The sequence below is a fragment of the Desulfocucumis palustris genome (genome assembly GCF_002933875.1).
Taxonomy (GTDB): domain Bacteria; phylum Bacillota; class Desulfotomaculia; order Desulfotomaculales; family Desulfocucumaceae; genus Desulfocucumis; species Desulfocucumis palustris.
On the sequence record NZ_BFAV01000018.1, the window covers coordinates 78,543 to 95,703 of the forward strand.

Annotated in this window: 16 protein-coding genes; 3 read left to right on the top strand and 13 right to left on the bottom strand. The window is 51.5% G+C overall.

Going from position 1 to position 17,161, the window contains the following annotated elements; translation table 11 throughout:
• Positions 1-2: 2 nt before the first annotated feature.
• Positions 3-2,453 carry a CRISPR-associated helicase/endonuclease Cas3 gene (locus DCCM_RS01430; protein WP_104370685.1) on the bottom strand — a complete coding sequence of 817 codons (2,451 nt, stop codon included), beginning with the start codon at positions 2,451-2,453 and terminating at the stop codon, positions 3-5.
• Between the two features lie 346 nt (positions 2,454-2,799).
• Here DCCM_RS01430 and DCCM_RS01435 point away from each other — a divergent pair, with 346 nt between their 5' ends.
• Genes DCCM_RS01435 through DCCM_RS19800 form a run of 3 tightly spaced genes read left to right on the top strand, consistent with a single transcriptional unit; the run spans position 2,800 to position 3,555 of the window.
• Positions 2,800-2,991 (top strand): hypothetical protein, encoded by a 192-nt coding sequence (locus DCCM_RS01435; RefSeq protein WP_104370686.1) that lies wholly within the window; start codon positions 2,800-2,802, stop codon positions 2,989-2,991.
• 50 nt (positions 2,992-3,041) lie between these two features.
• Positions 3,042-3,284, top strand: coding sequence for an IS3 family transposase (locus DCCM_RS01440; protein ID WP_373855384.1), 243 nt, complete (start codon positions 3,042-3,044; stop codon positions 3,282-3,284).
• A 37-nt stretch (positions 3,285-3,321) separates the two neighbouring features.
• Positions 3,322-3,555 carry a hypothetical protein gene (locus tag DCCM_RS19800; protein WP_444979462.1) on the top strand — a complete coding sequence of 78 codons (234 nt, stop codon included), beginning with the start codon at positions 3,322-3,324 and terminating at the stop codon, positions 3,553-3,555.
• 383 nt (positions 3,556-3,938) lie between these two features.
• Here DCCM_RS19800 and DCCM_RS18370 read toward each other — a convergent pair whose 3' ends face one another.
• The 12 genes from DCCM_RS18370 to DCCM_RS01510 form a co-directional block, all read right to left on the bottom strand.
• Entirely contained in the window at positions 3,939-4,145 is a 207-nt protein-coding gene (locus DCCM_RS18370; protein ID WP_165791980.1) for a hypothetical protein, read from the bottom strand.
• A 318-nt stretch (positions 4,146-4,463) separates the two neighbouring features.
• Positions 4,464-5,294 (bottom strand): hypothetical protein, encoded by an 831-nt coding sequence (locus DCCM_RS01460; protein WP_104370689.1) that lies wholly within the window; start codon positions 5,292-5,294, stop codon positions 4,464-4,466.
• 258 nt (positions 5,295-5,552) lie between these two features.
• The gene (gene folK / locus DCCM_RS01465) at positions 5,553-6,044 is read right to left on the bottom strand and encodes a 2-amino-4-hydroxy-6-hydroxymethyldihydropteridine diphosphokinase (protein WP_231702594.1); all 492 of its coding nucleotides are present in this window, start codon (positions 6,042-6,044) and stop codon (positions 5,553-5,555) included.
• A 95-nt stretch (positions 6,045-6,139) separates the two neighbouring features.
• The gene (gene folB / locus DCCM_RS01470) at positions 6,140-6,496 is read right to left on the bottom strand and encodes a dihydroneopterin aldolase (protein ID WP_104370691.1); all 357 of its coding nucleotides are present in this window, start codon (positions 6,494-6,496) and stop codon (positions 6,140-6,142) included.
• A gap of 10 nt (positions 6,497-6,506) precedes the next feature.
• Entirely contained in the window at positions 6,507-7,691 is a 1,185-nt protein-coding gene (folP, locus tag DCCM_RS01475) for a dihydropteroate synthase (protein ID WP_104370692.1), read from the bottom strand.
• A 21-nt stretch (positions 7,692-7,712) separates the two neighbouring features.
• A complete protein-coding gene (locus tag DCCM_RS01480; RefSeq protein WP_231702601.1) occupies positions 7,713-8,243 on the bottom strand; it encodes an HD domain-containing protein in 531 nt (176 codons plus the stop codon).
• A 469-nt stretch (positions 8,244-8,712) separates the two neighbouring features.
• A complete protein-coding gene (locus DCCM_RS01485) occupies positions 8,713-9,180 on the bottom strand; it encodes a DUF134 domain-containing protein (protein ID WP_104370693.1) in 468 nt (155 codons plus the stop codon).
• A 257-nt stretch (positions 9,181-9,437) separates the two neighbouring features.
• Entirely contained in the window at positions 9,438-11,198 is a 1,761-nt protein-coding gene (locus DCCM_RS01490) for a formate--tetrahydrofolate ligase (protein ID WP_104370694.1), read from the bottom strand.
• Between the two features lie 222 nt (positions 11,199-11,420).
• Positions 11,421-11,813, bottom strand: coding sequence for a thioesterase family protein (locus tag DCCM_RS01495; protein ID WP_104370695.1), 393 nt, complete (start codon positions 11,811-11,813; stop codon positions 11,421-11,423).
• 304 nt (positions 11,814-12,117) lie between these two features.
• Positions 12,118-15,231, bottom strand: coding sequence for an efflux RND transporter permease subunit (locus DCCM_RS01500; RefSeq protein ID WP_104370696.1), 3,114 nt, complete (start codon positions 15,229-15,231; stop codon positions 12,118-12,120).
• A complete protein-coding gene (locus tag DCCM_RS01505) occupies positions 15,228-16,367 on the bottom strand; it encodes an efflux RND transporter periplasmic adaptor subunit (RefSeq protein ID WP_231702595.1) in 1,140 nt (379 codons plus the stop codon). Before DCCM_RS01505 ends, DCCM_RS01500 begins: the two co-directional genes overlap by 4 nt.
• Before the next feature lie 60 nt (positions 16,368-16,427).
• Positions 16,428-17,009, bottom strand: a complete 582-nt coding sequence (locus DCCM_RS01510; protein ID WP_104370697.1) for a TetR/AcrR family transcriptional regulator — start codon at positions 17,007-17,009, stop codon at positions 16,428-16,430.
• Between the last annotated feature and the right edge of the window lie 152 nt (positions 17,010-17,161).

Here is a 17,161-nt window from a genome sequence, read left to right on the forward strand (position 1 = left end):
ACTTAAATGATCAGTGTTTCCATCTTAATGTCCAGGGTTTCATCCACTCCATACTCCCCGTCATAGTAACCGGGGGGGAGCACCAGAATGCCCGCGTCCTCCGGTGCCAGAGCCAAGCGCTGCCTTTGAATCCAGTCATTCTCCCTTAAATGCACCATGTACGGCTGAAGCTGCCGCAGGGCTGAACGTTTTTCCTGGAGGGTCGTTGACGCCTTCAGCTTTTGCAGCCTGTTCCCGGCCTCATCGTCATACTTAATAAATACATCCACTTTTCCGTCATCCTCGATCACGGAAAACGCCTCACCCGCTTCTCTGAAAGCCTGCTTCAACTCGGGAAGCTGCTCCTGAGGATATTTTTCCGCAAATCCCTTTTGACCGGAAGGATTGTTCGTCAGCAAATGGAGCAGGTTGTGCTCCGGATCGAACTTCAGGGGATAGGCCATTTCCGCAAACAAAGAGTAAAAGTATCTTGCATAATACTCCTTCATGGCGGCCTTGGACAAAGCTCCTCCGGGATAACGCCCGGGGGAGGAGGTTTTTATGCTGTACAGCAATTCCCGGGTGGCCTGCCGGGCTTCTTTGAGATAACCCAGCCTGCCTGTCTGTTCATCCCGGAGATTGATGATTGAGACGATTCCGCAGGCGGTTTCATAGTTGCGGTTGCAGCGTCCCGCCGCCTGGACAATATTATCCAGGCCGGTCAGCGAACGGACGACCCGTTCAAAGGAAACATCCACCCCCGCTTCGATTAACGATGTACTGATGCAGATAATCTTTTCACCGGACTCCTTGTCCTCAAGCCCTGCGCGCAATTGACCCAGGACTCTGCTGCGATGAGCAGGACACATATTGGTGGACAGGTGAAGAATCCGGCAGGGCGTTTCATCAGCCAGCCTGTTCCGTAACTGCTTAAAAATTTCACGAGCGCCTGGTTTGGTGTTGACAATGGCCAGCACGGATCGCGCCTCAGCCAGTTGACCGGCAATGAAATCCGCCGCTTCTTCCTGTGAATAACCCCGCTCTGTCATCCAGTCTACAATTTTCACCCGCCGGAAAGCCTCGCTGTATTTTTCTTCATCGTCAATGATGCTTTGCGGGGGTAAGATCCGGTAATTGTCCACCTTATCCAGAAGGGGCTGGGTGGCGGAGCAGAGGACTACCGAGGCTTTGCAGAAAGAAGCCAGGAAATTCATAGCCCCGTTAAAAAGCTTTAAAACCTTTAGGGGCAGGGCCTGGATTTCATCCAGGATAATCACTGAATTCCCCAGAGCCTGCATCCGGCGCAGGTTGGAGGTCTTACCCCCGAACAATGTGTTCAGGAACTGAACGGCGGTGGTGGCCACTACCGGGGACTGGGCCCAGTTTTCCGTCAGCAGTTGATACCTTTTCTCCTCTTCCTTTTTATCTTTGCTCTCATCATCATTAAACATAATGTTGGAATGATGTTCCAGCACAGCGGCAGGGTCCCCGATAAACCTGGAGATTTCCGCAGCGTTTTGCTCCAGAATGGAGTTGAAGGGAGCGATATAAAAAATGCGCTCTTTCCCATAATGCCGGGCAGTATGTAAGGCATAGCGGAGAGCGGCCAGAGTTTTTCCCGCCCCGCAGGGCACCACCAACCGGAGGATTCCCGCCTCGCCGCCGTCAAATTCGGCGCAGGCCCTAGATATTTCCCCCCGGTAAGGGTCCAGGCTGGATGGTTTTTTCCCCTTTGGCAGCTCTGCCAGTTCTTTTTCATAGTGAGCCAGGTACCTTTCCCACATAGCCCGGCGCTCGCCGGGCGCTTTGGGCCGGGACAACACTCTCTTATCTTCAAAACAGGCAGTATCTGTCCGGTCGGCATCTATGACAAGGGAGGTGAGCAAGCGGGTGAACATAGCCAAATAAAATTGAAAAGAACCTAAGGACTTACTTTTTTTCTGTACTGCCTTAATGCTTGCCAAGATGGACCGGGTGTCACCACAGGCCTCGATAAATTCTTGATTGATAGAATTCTCACTGTAGTGCCGGTAGACCACTTTTTTTACGCTTTCATAAGAGTCGGCGACCCTTTCCGCCGCTTCCGCAAACACGGCATCCCCGTCTAACGAAAGACAGTCTCTCAGTCCGTGATGGCTCATAATCGCCGTCCGGACCATTTCCGCAGTTAAACGGGAACTCAGCTTTGAGGAAGCCAGTTCGTTGACCAGCATGGCGCCGTGAGTGGAATGGATGACTGAACCGCGCACGACTTTTTTCCCCTCAGCCGCCGCCCGGATATATGCGGCAAACTCAGGCCTATTTTTGCCGTCGTCATGATGCCGTCCCGCCAGTTTGGCGATATTAGCTAAACCGTAGCCCTGAGCCACAGCAGCAGCCAGGTCTGCTACATGATCATTATGCTCATCCACATATTGTTCTTGTTTATCGGCTGCGCGGATATGAGCAATAAAACGCTTAGAGTTCGTAGACATCCCCCCTGCTTATACTTGTCTTTTCATTATAGCTCCCCCTTTGCCATATTTTGTGTTGTAATTTGTCGTTTCTTTTACTTTGATAAATAAAAAGAACGTCTTAACCAATTTTTATGGGAAGACATTCTCTTTACACAAAAAAACATATATTTTTCAATCCACAGACTCACTTCGCCTGACTTTTTAAGTATAGCAAATAGGAATAATATGTCAATAAATAATTCATTCATATAAGTTTTAATTGTTAAAAAATTAATGTGTTTTTATTCATCGCTCTCCATAAATATTTCATATTTTATTATCATCACTCATATTAATTACAAAGATTAACCAAGGAGATGTTATAATGAAATATTCTGTTAAAAAATTTGCAAGCATACTCGAAGAAATCCAAAATGGTGCCACCATCACCGAAACCTGCCGTAAATATAATACTGACGATGAGTTACGCAGACTACGCAAAGAAATTATGGACTTAAAAAAGGAAAACGCCATCTTAAAAAAGGCGGCTGCCTACTTCGCCAAAAACCAGAAATAGAACGCTTCCGTTTCATGGAGGCATACCGCTCGGAATTTCTGGTTGTGAAGATGGCTAAGGTGCTCAAAGTGTCAAAGAGCGGTTTTTACGCATATTTAAAGCGACCCAAAAGCAACCGGGAAATAGAGAATGATTTGCTTCTCAATAAGATAAAAGCAGTCTATAAAAAGAACTACGGCATATACGGTTATCCCCTCATAACCAACGAACTAAAGAATGACGGCGCACCCAGTAAAAATCGTGTATACAGGCTGATGAGAAAAAACGGTATCAAATCAAAAGTGGCTAAGTGATATCACCTATGTTGCGACCGATGAAGGATGGCTGTACCTGGCCGGTGTTATGGATCTATACGGCAGGACAATTGTTGGTTTTTCTATGGCTGAACACATGAAAAAATCCCTTGTCATAGAAGCCTTAAACCAAGCTATCGGTAGAACCGGCTCAAAAGGAGGGCTGTTGGTGCATTCCGATCATAGGTTTCTTTGGATATGGACATTATTTTCCTGGGTTTCAATCCACGCCCCCGCACGAGGGGCGACAAAAGGCGCTGATGGGCATTAATTACGATCCCAGTGTTTCAATCCACACCCCCGCACGAGGGGCGACACCCGAAATGGTGGCAGATTGGGCAGACACTAAGTTCAATCCACACCCCCGCACGAGGGGCGACACTATATCACAAGTGCAGACGCCCGTAATAGACAAGTTCAATCCACACCCCCGCACGAGGGGCGACACAGTACCTGCTTTGATTCCCTATGAATAAAGAGCTTAGCTCCCCGTTTCCGCGAACCTAAATTTAATCGGATATTTTACTCCGGTTTATAAAGCTTTTATTTTATTAAACCCTTGTGAACAGGGGTTTGCGATAACCCCATATTTTTTGTGTTAACTTATGGTTCGCACCTAAACAATTAGTGTACCTTCCGGGTCAAAATTACGCTTTATTCCAACATGTTCAACCCTTCTTTTCCGGTTGCTGCCAAGAAAATAGCAGCGCATATATGTTTTGCCCTCTCTGGAAATTCGAAATCCGCGGTATTAAGCCTGTCCGCATCAATAAGACAACTGATTCCCCATGTTTTTTTCATACCAAGCTTCGAAGCAAACCGCCCCGCCCAAAAAGAAGTCTCTTTTAATTGTTGCCACAAATTCTGAACCTCACCATCCTTTTCACATCTATGTATATCCGCTGTTCATCATATTTTACCTCCAAAACATTTGAGATCAATTTTTATTTTCCACCACATTACAAAAAAGTTTTAACTGTACTGATTAAAATCTCTGTGGTATTAAAAGGCTTCCTCGCAAAATGTTCAAGGCCCGGTTCAGGAATTAACCCCTGCTCATATCCTGCTAAGGTTTCCCTTGCATTACGGCAATAAGCAATAACAGGGCATAAACTTTTTAAATCCCCCGGCTGCCGGCAGCTATTTCGGGACAACCGTCGACGACAAAGCTGCGCTCTGCTACCCGCCCCCTGTTTTGCCAAGCTTATCCACTACCATTTTGCTAAACTTTATATCCGATTTTTGAGAAAGCAGATTATCCCAGACATTCAGCATTTCGTTCTTCAGCCCCGCCCGCCGGTAGGCCTCGCCCAAAGCATAAAGAACCTGCCAGTAAAACTCCCGGGAAAATATGGACGGGTCATTTTCATAACCGGTGACAAGGCAGTTGAAATCCTCCACCGCGACGGCGGTTCTCCGCATATATGTATCGGGCAGGCAGTGGCAAACATAAGCCCGCAGGGCGCGCATCCTTATATTGCCCGGTTCCCGGTCAATGGCCCGGTCCAGTTCTTTTAAATATTTGCCGGCTTTATTTGATATTTCCGTGGTGTCCGCATTCACATCCAGAAGCGCCACGATGCCGGACAGATGGGCTTTTAAAAAATTGTTTTCAGGTGCCTCGGGTTTGATACTTTTTAAAAGCTCATGGCACTCCCCGGCCGCTTTCCTGTCACCCTCAAGACCCTTTTGGCGAAGTTCCGCCGCTTTAGCCAGCATATCGAGCCAGCTTTTTGCAACCGGTAAGACGCTTTTTAACTGCCCGTCGTCAGGTTTATTTTCCTGGCCGGCAATATTATGAGCCCTGGTGTTCACACCAATTGTCCCGTCTTTTAAGCCTTTATCCGGAGCGGCTGTTAATTCGCCGGACAGTTGAGTCATATAAACATCAGGCAGCACGGAATGTTCAATCTCCGGCTGCCTGGCTGAACCCTTGTCTCTTCTGTATCTGCGGCTTTTTAAATCAGACGCCAGCCAGGTTCCGCAACCGGCTTTGCCGTACTTGACCATTAACGATCCCTCCTTGTAAATGTAAGGGAATACACCTTCCCGGGTTGGCTAAATATCCTGCCTCTTTACAAATTCAGGAAGGAATGTCCCCGGTTTATGCCTTCCTGCTTTTGTATGATATGGGTTTAAAATAAAGTTAGTGCCTGTACCCTGGATTTGGGGCAGCTATTCCCATGCGGCCCTTACAAAATAAAAAAAGGCAAACCTTCGTCCGCCTTCTGGAAACCGCCGGTACCGTATTCAATTCTCAATATCATATCATTCCAGCCAGCATGTCACCTGTTGTTTTTCCGCCAGTTCCGACGCAATTTCCGCCACCTTGCCCAGGCCGGGAATACTAATATCCTGTTTAAGCCGGGATAAGGGCACCAGCACAAAGGCCCTCTCGCCCATACGGGGGTGCGGTACGGTAAGTTCCGGCAGATTAATGCACTCCCGGCCGTAAAGAAGCATATCCAGATCAATAGTCCTGGGCCCCCAGTGAATGGTGCGGACCCGGCCCATTTTGTTTTCAATCTCCTGGAGACTGTGTAATAAAGACAGCGGGGCCACATCCGTGCCGATCTCCGCCACGGTGTTTAAAAACCAGTCCTGCCGGGTAAAGCCCAAAGGTTCTGTTTTGTACAGGGGAGCGACCCCCGTCACCAGCACCCCCGGAATATTTGCCACCATCTCCACCGCCTGCCGGATATTGGCCTCCTTGTCCCCCATATTGGAGCCCAGGCCTATATACGCAACGATCTTTTCCAACTGCCATCCCGCTTTCATCAAATCTCAACGCCGCTTTTCCCAATGCGGCGGTATATGATTATTTTGCCCAAAGCCGCCCGGCGGCTTTTTTTATACTATTTGCGCCTTTCTATCTCCACCGCCATATAATCAAAACACCCGGGTACCGGGGCGCCGGGCTTTTTAATCCTTACCCTCACGCTCTCTATGGGGAAGCTTTCCAGAACCCCGCCGGCCACCCTCTCAGCCACAGCCTCGATAAGCTTCATGGGAGGCCCGGTCACCACCCTTTCCACCACGGCAAATACTTCCGCATAGCTGACAGTGGAGTCAAGCTCATCGTTTTTTCCAGCGGGAGCCAGATCCAGGCATAATTCCAGGTCCACTTCAAATTTTTGCCCCAACTCTCTCTCCTGGGGGAGTACCCCGTGGCGGCCAAAAAATTTCATCCCGGATAGAATTATTTTATCCACAGCTACCTCCCTATATCTTGCGGCGGACCATGGCGTCGGTCATCCTGGCCACCCGGGACATTTCTTTCACGTCATGCACCCTGATTATATCCGCACCGTTGGCTATACCCACCGACACCGTGGCCGCTGTGCCCTCCAGCCTCTGGTCCACGGGCAAGTCCAGCACCTTGCCGATCAGGGATTTGCGGGAGGTGCCTATTAACACGGGCAGTCCCAGGCACTCCAGTTCTTTCAGCCTGCCCATCACCTCTATATTCTGCTCCGGAGTCTTTCCGAAGCCGATGCCCGGGTCCACAATCATTTTGTCCCGGGGAATCCCGGCTTCCATCCCCCGGTCAATGCTATCATTAAAAAAGTCAATCATGTCCCCCATCAATTCCCTGTATGCAGTGCCTTTCTGGTTGTGCATGAGAATTAACGGAGCACCGTGGCGGGCCACCACTTCAGCCATCCGGTGATCCTGGCGAAGCGCCCACTGGTCGTTGATAATATGAGCCCCCTCTTCCAGGGCGGCCTCGGCCACCAGGGATTTACAGGTGTCCACCGACAGGGGAACGGGAATATCCCGCACCAGTCTTTTCAATACCGGCAGAATCCTCTTCAATTCCTCCTCCGGCTCCACCGGGGCGTAACCCGGACGGGTGGATTCCCCACCCAGGTCGATAATATCGGCGCCCTCCTCCACCATACCCAGGGCGCGCTCCAGGGCCATGCCCGGATCATAATATTTTCCCCCGTCGGAGAAAGAATCCGGGGTGACGTTGAGAATACCCATCACCAGCGTCCTGTTTCCAATGGTGACTTTTTTTCCCCGGCAATCCAGGTCGAATACCGGACGACCCTCCAGGTTGTCCAATACTTGCTTAATCTGCCGGCCCAGGGCCGGCAGGCCGAAGGGCTGCATTTTCAGCTTGCTTATCAGTTCTTCCATTTGTCTCAGGGTCCCCATCAGGATTACTTCACTGGATTGAGCGGAGGAATCCAAAACCCCTCTGGCCACAGCCGCCTCCCCGCCCTTGCTCAGCATCTCCTGTTTCAGTATGGTGGCCTGTTTGGGTGAAAGACCGTAAATTTTTATAAGCCTGTGAACAGCCTTGGGAGCCATCAGACGGCAGCCGGTACTCTCGGCGCCTATCCTGGAGATTTCCTCCAGGGCCTCCCTTTTATTCAAAACGGTTATATTGCGTATTTTCATTCTCGACACCCCGGTTATTAGTTATAACACCAGAATCTTTTGGGTCAGGGCCAATTCCCTTCTTATATTCTCCATTTGCTCAAATTTATAGCAGTCCAGCCTGGCGTCGCATTTTCCGCAGGGCCTGGACAGATCATCCGCAAGACAGAGTGTTCTGCCCAGCAGGCTGGCGCCGGGCCCGCCCCGGCGGTGCTCCCGTATGGCCCTTAGTGCCAGCGCCGTTTCCCTGGGGTCAAACCCGGTATTTTCCATAATTGGCCGTGCCAGGCGGGCTCCCGCCAAGGCGTGGTCCTCACCGGTGTCGTACTGTATCCAGCGGGCAATATCATGGAGCAGCCCGGCAGCGTAAATCACTTCCCTTACAAACTCCCGCGATACTCCCCGGGATATTATATCCCCGATTCTGCCGCTATCCGTCAGAATGTTATAACTCACCCGGGCCACATCTTCCATATGTTGAAAGTCGTGCCTGCAAAAACGCCTCTCCTTTTCTCTTTGGGCATTTTTTTCCAGGTACTCCCGGTATAACGGGTGATTTATAATCGCCTTCACCCTGTCCAAGGGTTCACCCCCCTAATAAGGACCCAACTTATGAAAGGGGACACACCTTCTTTTGTTTAACCAATCTTTTACTTTATTAACTTCTTCACCAAGAAATGTCCCCAGATACAAAGGCCATATAAAACCGGTGCCGCGACTAAAACAAGATGCTGCCGGCATCAATAAATAAGGCCGTGGAACGGCCTTTAATAAACGGAATTAGTGAATATCCTCCAGGGCCGGGGCGCCATCCCCGAGGCCATTATTCCACCTTTGACCGCTGACCGACAACAGACTTTTAGTTGCCGGGCAAAAATTTTGGAAGCGGCTTTGCCTGTCAGAAAATTCAATTAAACAATTATATAGCCTGCAAGCCCATATCCAGGCCGTTTTCTTTTATATAATGGCTAATGGCAAAAGGTACCGGTACATAACACTGCTTTCCGGACCCAAAAGGCGATCGCAGTGGGCGGGAGAGTCACTATGCCTGCTGAATACCGTCCTTCCAGCGGGAACAGTTGAACAGACCGCCGTCCTTATCGATGCGCCGTGTATCATTTCCCTGGCAGGATGGGCAGGTTGCTCTTCCCGTGCCGTGCCCCTTTTCACAGGGGGATTCCCACTCGTTTCCGCAGCTGATGCATCGAAAGCGGCGAACCGCAACCTGGAAATTACCCCCCTCCACCCTGATGGCTTTACCATTTACCAGGGCGTCTGCCACTTTAGCCCTGGCAGCGGATAGTATCCTGTGGTAAGTGGGCCGGGAAACACCCATGTTAACAGCGCACTCTTCCTGTTCCAGACCGTTCAAATCTTTTAACCTGATGGCCTCCAGTTCTTCCACGGAGAGGATTACCTCCGCCAAATCCCTCATTGGAACCCCGGCCGGCTTAAAGTAGGTAAGCTCAGGCAAAAATTCTACCCGGCGGCATTTTGGAGGTCTTGACATTAATACACCCCGATTCTGATTATATAGTGTGTAAAGTAAATTTTATATAACTGTGCTAATTTATGCAACTCTGGCTATAGACCGGGCGAAATAACGAGCATTTCAACATTTCTTATTATTGAAAATATTAATTCTTTAATTTTACTACAAATCCTTCAAACCGGGGGTATAAGTTGGTGACATTCCTTCCTAAAATATCCCCTTTACTTAATAAAAGAGCCCCGGAAACCGGGGCTCTTTTATTATTATTACAGATATTAGAACAATCCCATAACTTTTCCGGTTTCGGTATCCACGTCGATCCGCCTGTATGCAGGGTCGGAGCTTGTTCCGGGCATCAGGCTGATGGTTCCGGTCATGGGGCAGAGGAACTTGGCGCCGGCAAAGATGAGAACGTCACGCACCGGCAGTACCCAGCCCTTGGGAACACCCTTCAAAGTGGGATCGTGGGAAAGGCTCAGGTGAGTCTTCACCATCATGGTGGCGAAATCTTTGTACTCGGGGTTGGATTCAAACATTTTGGCCTTCGCTTCGGCTTCCGGAGTCCAGCTTACGCCGTCAGCCCCGTATACTTCCTTGGCGATGAGCTCAACCCTCTGGCGCAGGGGTAATTCCAGCGGATAGAGGAATTTGAAGTTCACTTTGTCGTTGCAAGCGTCAATAACGGCATCCGCCAGCTCGAGGGCGCCGTCGCCACCCTTGGCCCAGTGCTCGGACAGCGCGCAACGGGCGCCGGCAGCTTCGGCAGCCTTGCGGACAGCGGCAATTTCGTCCTTGGTGTCGGTGTGGAAGGCGTTGATGCAAACCACCGGATTGATGCCAGCCTTCTTGAGGGTCCTGATATGGTGAGCCAGGTTTTCGCAACCCTTTTCCACCAGTCCCACATTTTCCTTGACGTATTCTTCGGGCAGGGGACGTCCGGCCACCACTTTGGGGCCGCCGCCGTGCATTTTCAGAGCCCTGATGGTGGCTGTCAGCACGGAAACGTTGGGGGTGAGCCCGCTGAAGCGGCACTTAACGTTCCAGAATTTCTCAAATCCGATATCAGCGGCAAATCCGCTCTCGGTTACGTTGTAGTCAAACATTTTCAGCGCGATGCGGTCCGCGATAATGGAGGACTGGCCGATGGCGATGTTGGCGAAGGGGCCGGCGTGAACCAGCACTGGCTGATACTCCGCGGTGCTCATCAGGGTCGGGTTGATGGCGTTCCGCATGAAAGCGGTCATGGCGCCGTCCACTTCCAGATCGGCGGTGGTAACCGGGTTGCCTTTCTTATCATAAGCTACGATAATCTTGCCGATTCTTTCCCGCATATCCTTGAGGTCCTTGGCCACAGCCAGGATTGCCATAATTTCCGAGCTCACGGCAATGCCGAACCTGGACTGCATCATATAGCCGTCCATTTTGCCGCCGATACCGATGATGATGTTACGCAGGGCCTGGGCGCAGAAGTCGATGATCCAGCCGAATTCAACCTTGGTGGGGTCGATGTCCAGACGGCGCAGGTTCCTCTTGGCCAGCTCGGCGTCGTCGTAGTTTCTCTCGTGCTGCATCCGGGCTGTCAGGGCAACCATGCCGAGGTTGTGGGCATTCATGATGTCGTTCAGGTCGCCGGTAAGTCCCAGGGAGAATTCGGTCATGGGGATGGCCAGGGCGTTGCCGCCGCCGGCGGCGGTTCCTTTAACGTTCATGGTAGGACCGCCCGATGGCTGACGGATGGCCGCGCCGCAACTCTTGCCCCTCTTGCCCAGACCTTCCACCAGACCCATGGTGGTTGTGGTTTTGCCCTCGCCCAGGGGGGTGGGGGTAATAGCGGTAACGTTGATGTATTTGCCGTCCGGCTTGTCTTTCAGACGGTCGATAATCTTCATAAAATCAAGTTTGGCTATCCTGCCGTATTGAATAACCTCGTCCTTTTGGAGGCCCAGTTTTTCTCTCCACTCATCCGGGGTGGGCATCTCCCTCTCCGCTAATTCGGCTATTTCGAAGTCCTTTAACTTGGTTGCATCGTATGCCATTTAATCTAACCTCTCCTTTCTCATTTCCCAGTTAAATTACTTTAATAATTACTGTTAATAAACTAAATAATCCCCCCTATTTATTAATTTTTCTAACTTAGGGCAATCCTATCCCTCCTACAGGATGCCATAAATTGTTATTGTGAGAATATTGTATATAAAATTTCAACACTGCCTTTTATTTTCCTGCCTTAAATGGTAATTACATGCTTTTTGTTGCCACTATTTTTTCTTGCCGGCGGCCCTGGATAAAAATTTCTGTTCCGGAACCACGTACCTTTCGTGGGTTCCACGGCCCACAACCTCCACCTCGTCCAGGACCTCCACCCTGAACAGGAGTCTTTTGCCCTCCGCCTCTATGAGTTCCGACCGGGCGGTGACCTTCATCCCTATGGGCGTGGCCGCCAGATGCTGAACCTCCACCCTGGTGCCCACTGTGGTCATGCCGCTCTCCAGGTGCGGCTCCACGGAAGTAAGGGCGGCTTTTTCCATCAGGCCAATCATGGCCGGTGTGGCAAAGACATTGACCCCGCCGCTGCCGTAAGCTATGGCGGTGTTGCTGTCGGTTACCACGTCAGTAGCTTCACCTTTAATTCCCACTACCAAGGATGACAAACGAACCCCTCCTTTCCTAAAATATGTAACTTCGCCAATTGCCGGCTGATTTCCTGCAGCAAGGAGCTTTTATGTACATATATTCTGAACATTTAACAGCCCCGCTTAAACTCATCCCCCGGGAAGTCCCGCCCAAGAACCTTTCCTGCCAACAAGGCGATGCTCAAAGGGAGGAAGGAGCGGATCAAAAAGCCGGACCCAGGCAGGCGTCCGGCTTTTGACCCGCTGTTACAACCTTTTTTCAGCGGCTAGGAGACGCTGAAAAACACATCGAAAAAGCAATAAACGTGTTGCTCTTGACTAATTACTTGTTCACGGTGGAAACCTTTTTAATGCGCCAGCCGGATATCTTTTTGCCCAAGTCATCAAATATGGTATAAACCACCGGCACCAGCACCAGGGTAATCAGTGTGGAAAGGGACAGCCCGAAGGCAATGACCACGGCCATGGGGGCCTGGCTTTCAGAACCCTCACCCCCACCGAAGGCCATGGGCAAAATGGCCAGCACGGTGGTCAGGGCCGTCATCAATATGGGGCGCAGCCTTACGGGACCGGCCTCCAGTATGGCCTGGTTGCGCTCATAACCGCTTTTCCTGAGGGTATTCACGTAGTCTACCAGCACAATGGCGTTGTTCATGACTATGCCTATGAGCATTATGGCCCCCAAAAGGGCGGAAACACTGATGGAATTGCCCGTAATCCCCAGCCCCAGTATTACCCCCACGAAGGTGGGCGGCAGGCAAAACATTATGATAAAGGGCTGGAAGAGGGATTCAAACTGGGCCACCATTACCATGAAAACCAGCACCACTGAAAGAATAAGCGCCAGGCCGAGGGAACTGAAGGACTCCGCCATATCCTTGGCCTCGCCCCCGAACTCTATCATGTAGCCTTCCGGGAGGGAGAGGCTGTTCAGCCTGCTTTGTATGTCCCTGTTCACACTGCCCGTATCCCGGCCGGAAACATCCGCCGTGATGGAAACCTCCCTGTTTTGCGAGGACCTGTTTATTTGAAGGGGGGCATCCTGGCTTTGAATGTCGGCCACCGAGCTTAGGGGCACCCTTGCCCCCGTTGAAGACACCAGGGTCAGGTTGGTCAGCGTATTTATGTTCGCCGTTGAGTTTCTATCCAGCTCCAGCCTTATATCCACCTCGTCTTCGCCGGTGCGCATCCTGCTCACCACCTGGCCGTCAAAGGAGGTCAGCACCGAGGACAGCACCTGGGAGGCCGACAGGCCGTAGCGGGCGGCCTTTTCCCTGTCCACCGTCATGATCATTTCCGGCCTGGTTTCGTCCAGGGAGTTCTTGGCGTTTCTCACGCCCTCCACATCTTTCACGGTGTTGACAATTGAGTCGCCAAGCTGCCGCAGTATGGTCAGGTCCTCACCCCGGATGGTTATTGCCACCGGGCTGCTGGATGGTCCCATAGCGTCGCTGCTGACGCTGACGGTTATTTTGGCCCCGGGCACGCCGGACATGGCCCGCCGCAGCTTCTCCGCCGCCTCCGGGGTGGATATTTGCCTCTGCTCCAGGGGTTTTAGCTTAATTTGCAGCGAGGCCTTCTCCCCGCTGGTAACGCCCAGGAAGGCCAGTTCCCCGGACCCCACGGTGGTAAAAATATTTTCCACCTCGTTTATTTCATTTCTAACCAGGCCCTCCAGGTCCGAGGCCATTTTTACCGTTTCGTCTATTTTGGTTCCCGGGGGCAGTTCCACATCCACGGTTATTTTCCCCTGGTCGGTTTCGGGTATGAATTCCGTGCCGATTAAAGGCGTGGCGGCGATACTTAAAACCAACAGCAGCACGGTTATGGCCACGACCTTTTTACGGTTGACCAGGGACCAGCTTAAAATATTCTTGTACACGCCGTTAAGCCTGAATAAAAAGCTTGAAAAAATCTTAACCGGGTTTTTGGTTTTTAAACCCTGCACATATATTTCCTGCGGGGGAACGTTTTTCAAAAGCTTGGACGACAGCATGGGCACCAGGGTAAGGGCGGTAACCAGGGCGGCTATGTGGGAAAAACTCACGGTCAGGGCCATGGGTCCGAAAAGTATTCCGGCAATGCCCTCAACGAACACGATGGGCAAAAAAACCACCACCTGGGCCGACGCCGAGGCAATTACCGCGGTGCTCACCTCGGAGGTCCCCAGTTTTGCGGCCTCAATCAACTCCTTGCCCTTTTCCCGGTGGCGGTAAATGCTTTCCAGCACCACCACGGAAAAGTCCACCAGGGAGCCCAGCCCCAGCACCAGGCCGCCCATGGTGAGAACGTTTATGGACTGGCCTCCGAAATACATCATGGTAAAGGTGGCGATAATGGATATGGGTATAACCAGCGCCACCACCAGGGTGCTGCGCACATTGCGCAGGAAAAGATAAAGCACCAGCACCGCTATCAGGCCGCCCAGCAGGCCGTGTTCCACCACGTTGCTGATTGACTGCTGGATAAACTCCGAGTTGTCCACCACCGTGTCTATCTTAATCCCGGAGGGCAGTGTTTTGTTTAAAGCATCAATCTCACTGTGAACGCTTCTGGCCACCTGAACGGTATTGGCCCCCGAGGCCTTCATAATATCCAGGCCCAGGGAGGGCTCGCCGTTTACAAAGGTATAGCTGCTTACTTTTTTAAAGGAATCCTCGATGGAGGCAATATCCGACAGGGCTATGGAATTGCCGCCGGGGAGGCTTACCCTTATTTTTTTTATGTCCTCAAGTTTGTTATACTCGCCGCTCACCCTGAGGGAGATTTCACCGGAGCCCTTTTCCACAACTCCCGCGCTGCCTGAAACGTTGTCCCCGGCCAGGGCCTGGGAAACCTGGGGAATGCTCAGGCCGTAGGATTCCATTTTGGCCGGGGACAGTTTTACCCTTATCTCCCTTTCCTTGCCGCCGCTAACCGATGCCGAAGCCACCCCTTCTATTCTCTCCAGGCGGGGTTTTATGGTATCCTCGGCTATTTTTTTCAGTTTGACCACGTCGGCCCCTTCCACCGAAAGGGATATGATGGCCTGGGCGTTGGGGTCCAATTTCATTGTTCTGGGGGACTGGGCGCCGTCGGGAAGCATTCCCCCGGCCATGTCCAGTTTTTCCCTGAGGTCGTTGACGGCATTGTCCACGTTGGTGCCCCAGTTAAACTGCACAACCACCAGCGAGCTGCCGTAATTGGATATGGACTGGATTTCCTTTATGTTGCTGACGGTGGATACCGCCGTCTCTATGGGCTTGGTGACGGTTTTTTCCACCTCGGCGGGGGCGGCCCCCTCGTAGGAGGTGCTTATCACCGCCACCGGTATTTCCATGTCCGGATACAGGTCCACATTCAGCCGGGGAAGAGAAACCAGTCCCACCAGCACCAGCGCTATGATAAACATGGCCACGGCCAGGGGACGGTTTATGGAGAAGTCGGAAAGTTTCATTTAGACTTTCCTCCCCCCGACTTGTTCACCACTTTTATCTTCTGTCCGTCAGCCACCAGCCTGTTCCCGCTTACGATAACGGTTTGGCCCGCACCGAGTCCCTCTTTTATCTCTGCCAGCTGGTCGGTTATAATGCCAGTCTTTACCTGTTTTTCCCTGGCCACGCCATTTTCCACCACAAACAGGTAATATGCGCCGTCACGTTCAATTACCGCGTCGGCAGGCACAGATACGGCTCCCTTTGATACTCCGGCGGGAAGTTTCAGGCTGGCCACCATGCCCGGCTTGATGTCGCCCTGCTTGTTATCCAGGCGTATTTCCACGGGAAAGGCCCGGGTGGAGGAATCGCTCCGGGGCCCCACCGAGGCCACGGTTCCTGTAACCGTTTTTCCCAAAACGTCGATGCTCACGGAAACCTTGGCTCCCGGCTTGACATAATTAATAGCGTTTTCGGAAACATTTACCTTAACCTTCACCGTGTCCGTGGCCACCACTGTCACCGCCGTGGCCTGGGGGCCGGCTATCTCACCGCTATGTACGTTTACCAGGGCAACCTGCCCGGATATGGGAGAAGTCACCGTGTAATTGCCGAGACTGTCCCGGGCGCTGGCCAGGGCCGCCTCGGACTGCCTCTGTTGCTCCTCGGCCAACTGCAGTCCATAGCGGCAGTTGTTAAGGGCGCTTTGGGCCTCCTCGAACTGTGCCTTGGAAACGGCCTGACCCTGATACAGGGCATTTATCCTGTCATAATTCTGCTGCGCGTCATCCAGCGCCTGGCGGGCCTTCAGCACATTGACCCTGGCTATGCCCACCGAGGCCTCGGATTGGGCCACGGAACTGCGGGGCTCGGAGGATTCCAGTGATAAAAGCACCTGTCCCTTGCTTACCCTGTCACCCACAGCCACATTGACCGAGCTGACCCGGCCGGAAACCTTGGGCGCGATGTCGGCCTCCTGGCTGGCTATTACCTCGCCGGTGGCGTCAAGATTATGGGACAAATCCGAAACAGTGGCGGTGACGGTTTCCACCGGAGTCACGTATTCCTCGGCCGCCGGCGGTTTTTTGCCGCATCCGGACAGCATAATCATTAATGCCAGGGTTGTTGCCAGCAAAAAAGCTATCTTCCTTTTATACAAGATCAATACCACCTCTTCATAATCATAGACCGACTAGCAGGTCCGTTAGTAGACAAAAGATTATCTGTTTACGCCTTCTAAAAAAATATTTATTGCGGTTCTGGCAGCTCTCCTAAACAGGTATACGTCCCTGTGCCGGGCATGCCATCTGGCGGATATTCCGTCGAAGGTTGCCTGAAACACCTCGGAAGCGGCTACCACATCCATTTCCCTGAATTCTCCGTTTTTAACCCCCAGGAGGAGAATATCCCGGATAACTTTAGGTCCGGGGTTTTCAAAAAATATAGTTCTCATCTGTTTTATAATCTCCTCATCCCTGACCCTCATCATAAATTCCACAAATAACGAGGGTATTGGCGACTGGGAGGCTTCAATAAAATAATCCACGAATTTATTCAACTTCGCCGTCGCCGGTTCATCCTCAGCCATGCGTGACAGAAATCCTTCGTTCCACTCACTGACCCACCTCTTTGCCAGATATATAAAAATCTCCTCTTTACTTTTGAAATGCCAGTAAATTCCTCCCTTGCTGACTCCGGATGCTCTCACAATATCGTCCACGGAAGTGCCGCTGTATCCCGAGGAAAGGAAACAAGCCATGGCTGCGTCTGCAATTAAATCTTTTTTTATGTCCTTTTTCATGGGCGCCCCCCCACCAGACAGACTGGTCAGTCTGTAATTATTCTACGGTCCTGTAAATCCCCTGTCAATGATTTAATTTACACCAATTATTTACTTGAGCTGGGTTGTTTTTGAAACTTCCAAATATACTGTTTATTATAATTGCGCATAAA

Bases quoted from the DNA above. Each gene is read 5' to 3' on its own strand.
- DCCM_RS01440 (WP_373855384.1), top strand. From the start codon at position 3,042: ATGGCTAAGGTGCTCAAAGTGTCAAAGAGCGGTTTTTACGCATATTTA.
- DCCM_RS01460 (WP_104370689.1), bottom strand. From the start codon at position 5,294: ATGGTCAAGTACGGCAAAGCCGGTTGCGGAACCTGGCTGGCGTCTGAT.
- DCCM_RS01430 (WP_104370685.1), bottom strand. From the start codon at position 2,453: ATGTCTACGAACTCTAAGCGTTTTATTGCTCATATCCGCGCAGCCGAT.
- DCCM_RS01485 (WP_104370693.1), bottom strand. From the start codon at position 9,180: ATGTCAAGACCTCCAAAATGCCGCCGGGTAGAATTTTTGCCTGAGCTT.
- folP (WP_104370692.1), bottom strand. From the start codon at position 7,691: ATGAAAATACGCAATATAACCGTTTTGAATAAAAGGGAGGCCCTGGAG.
- DCCM_RS01490 (WP_104370694.1), bottom strand. From the start codon at position 11,198: ATGGCATACGATGCAACCAAGTTAAAGGACTTCGAAATAGCCGAATTA.
- DCCM_RS01500 (WP_104370696.1), bottom strand. From the start codon at position 15,231: ATGAAACTTTCCGACTTCTCCATAAACCGTCCCCTGGCCGTGGCCATG.
- DCCM_RS01435 (WP_104370686.1), top strand. From the start codon at position 2,800: ATGAAATATTCTGTTAAAAAATTTGCAAGCATACTCGAAGAAATCCAA.
- DCCM_RS01510 (WP_104370697.1), bottom strand. From the start codon at position 17,009: ATGAAAAAGGACATAAAAAAAGATTTAATTGCAGACGCAGCCATGGCT.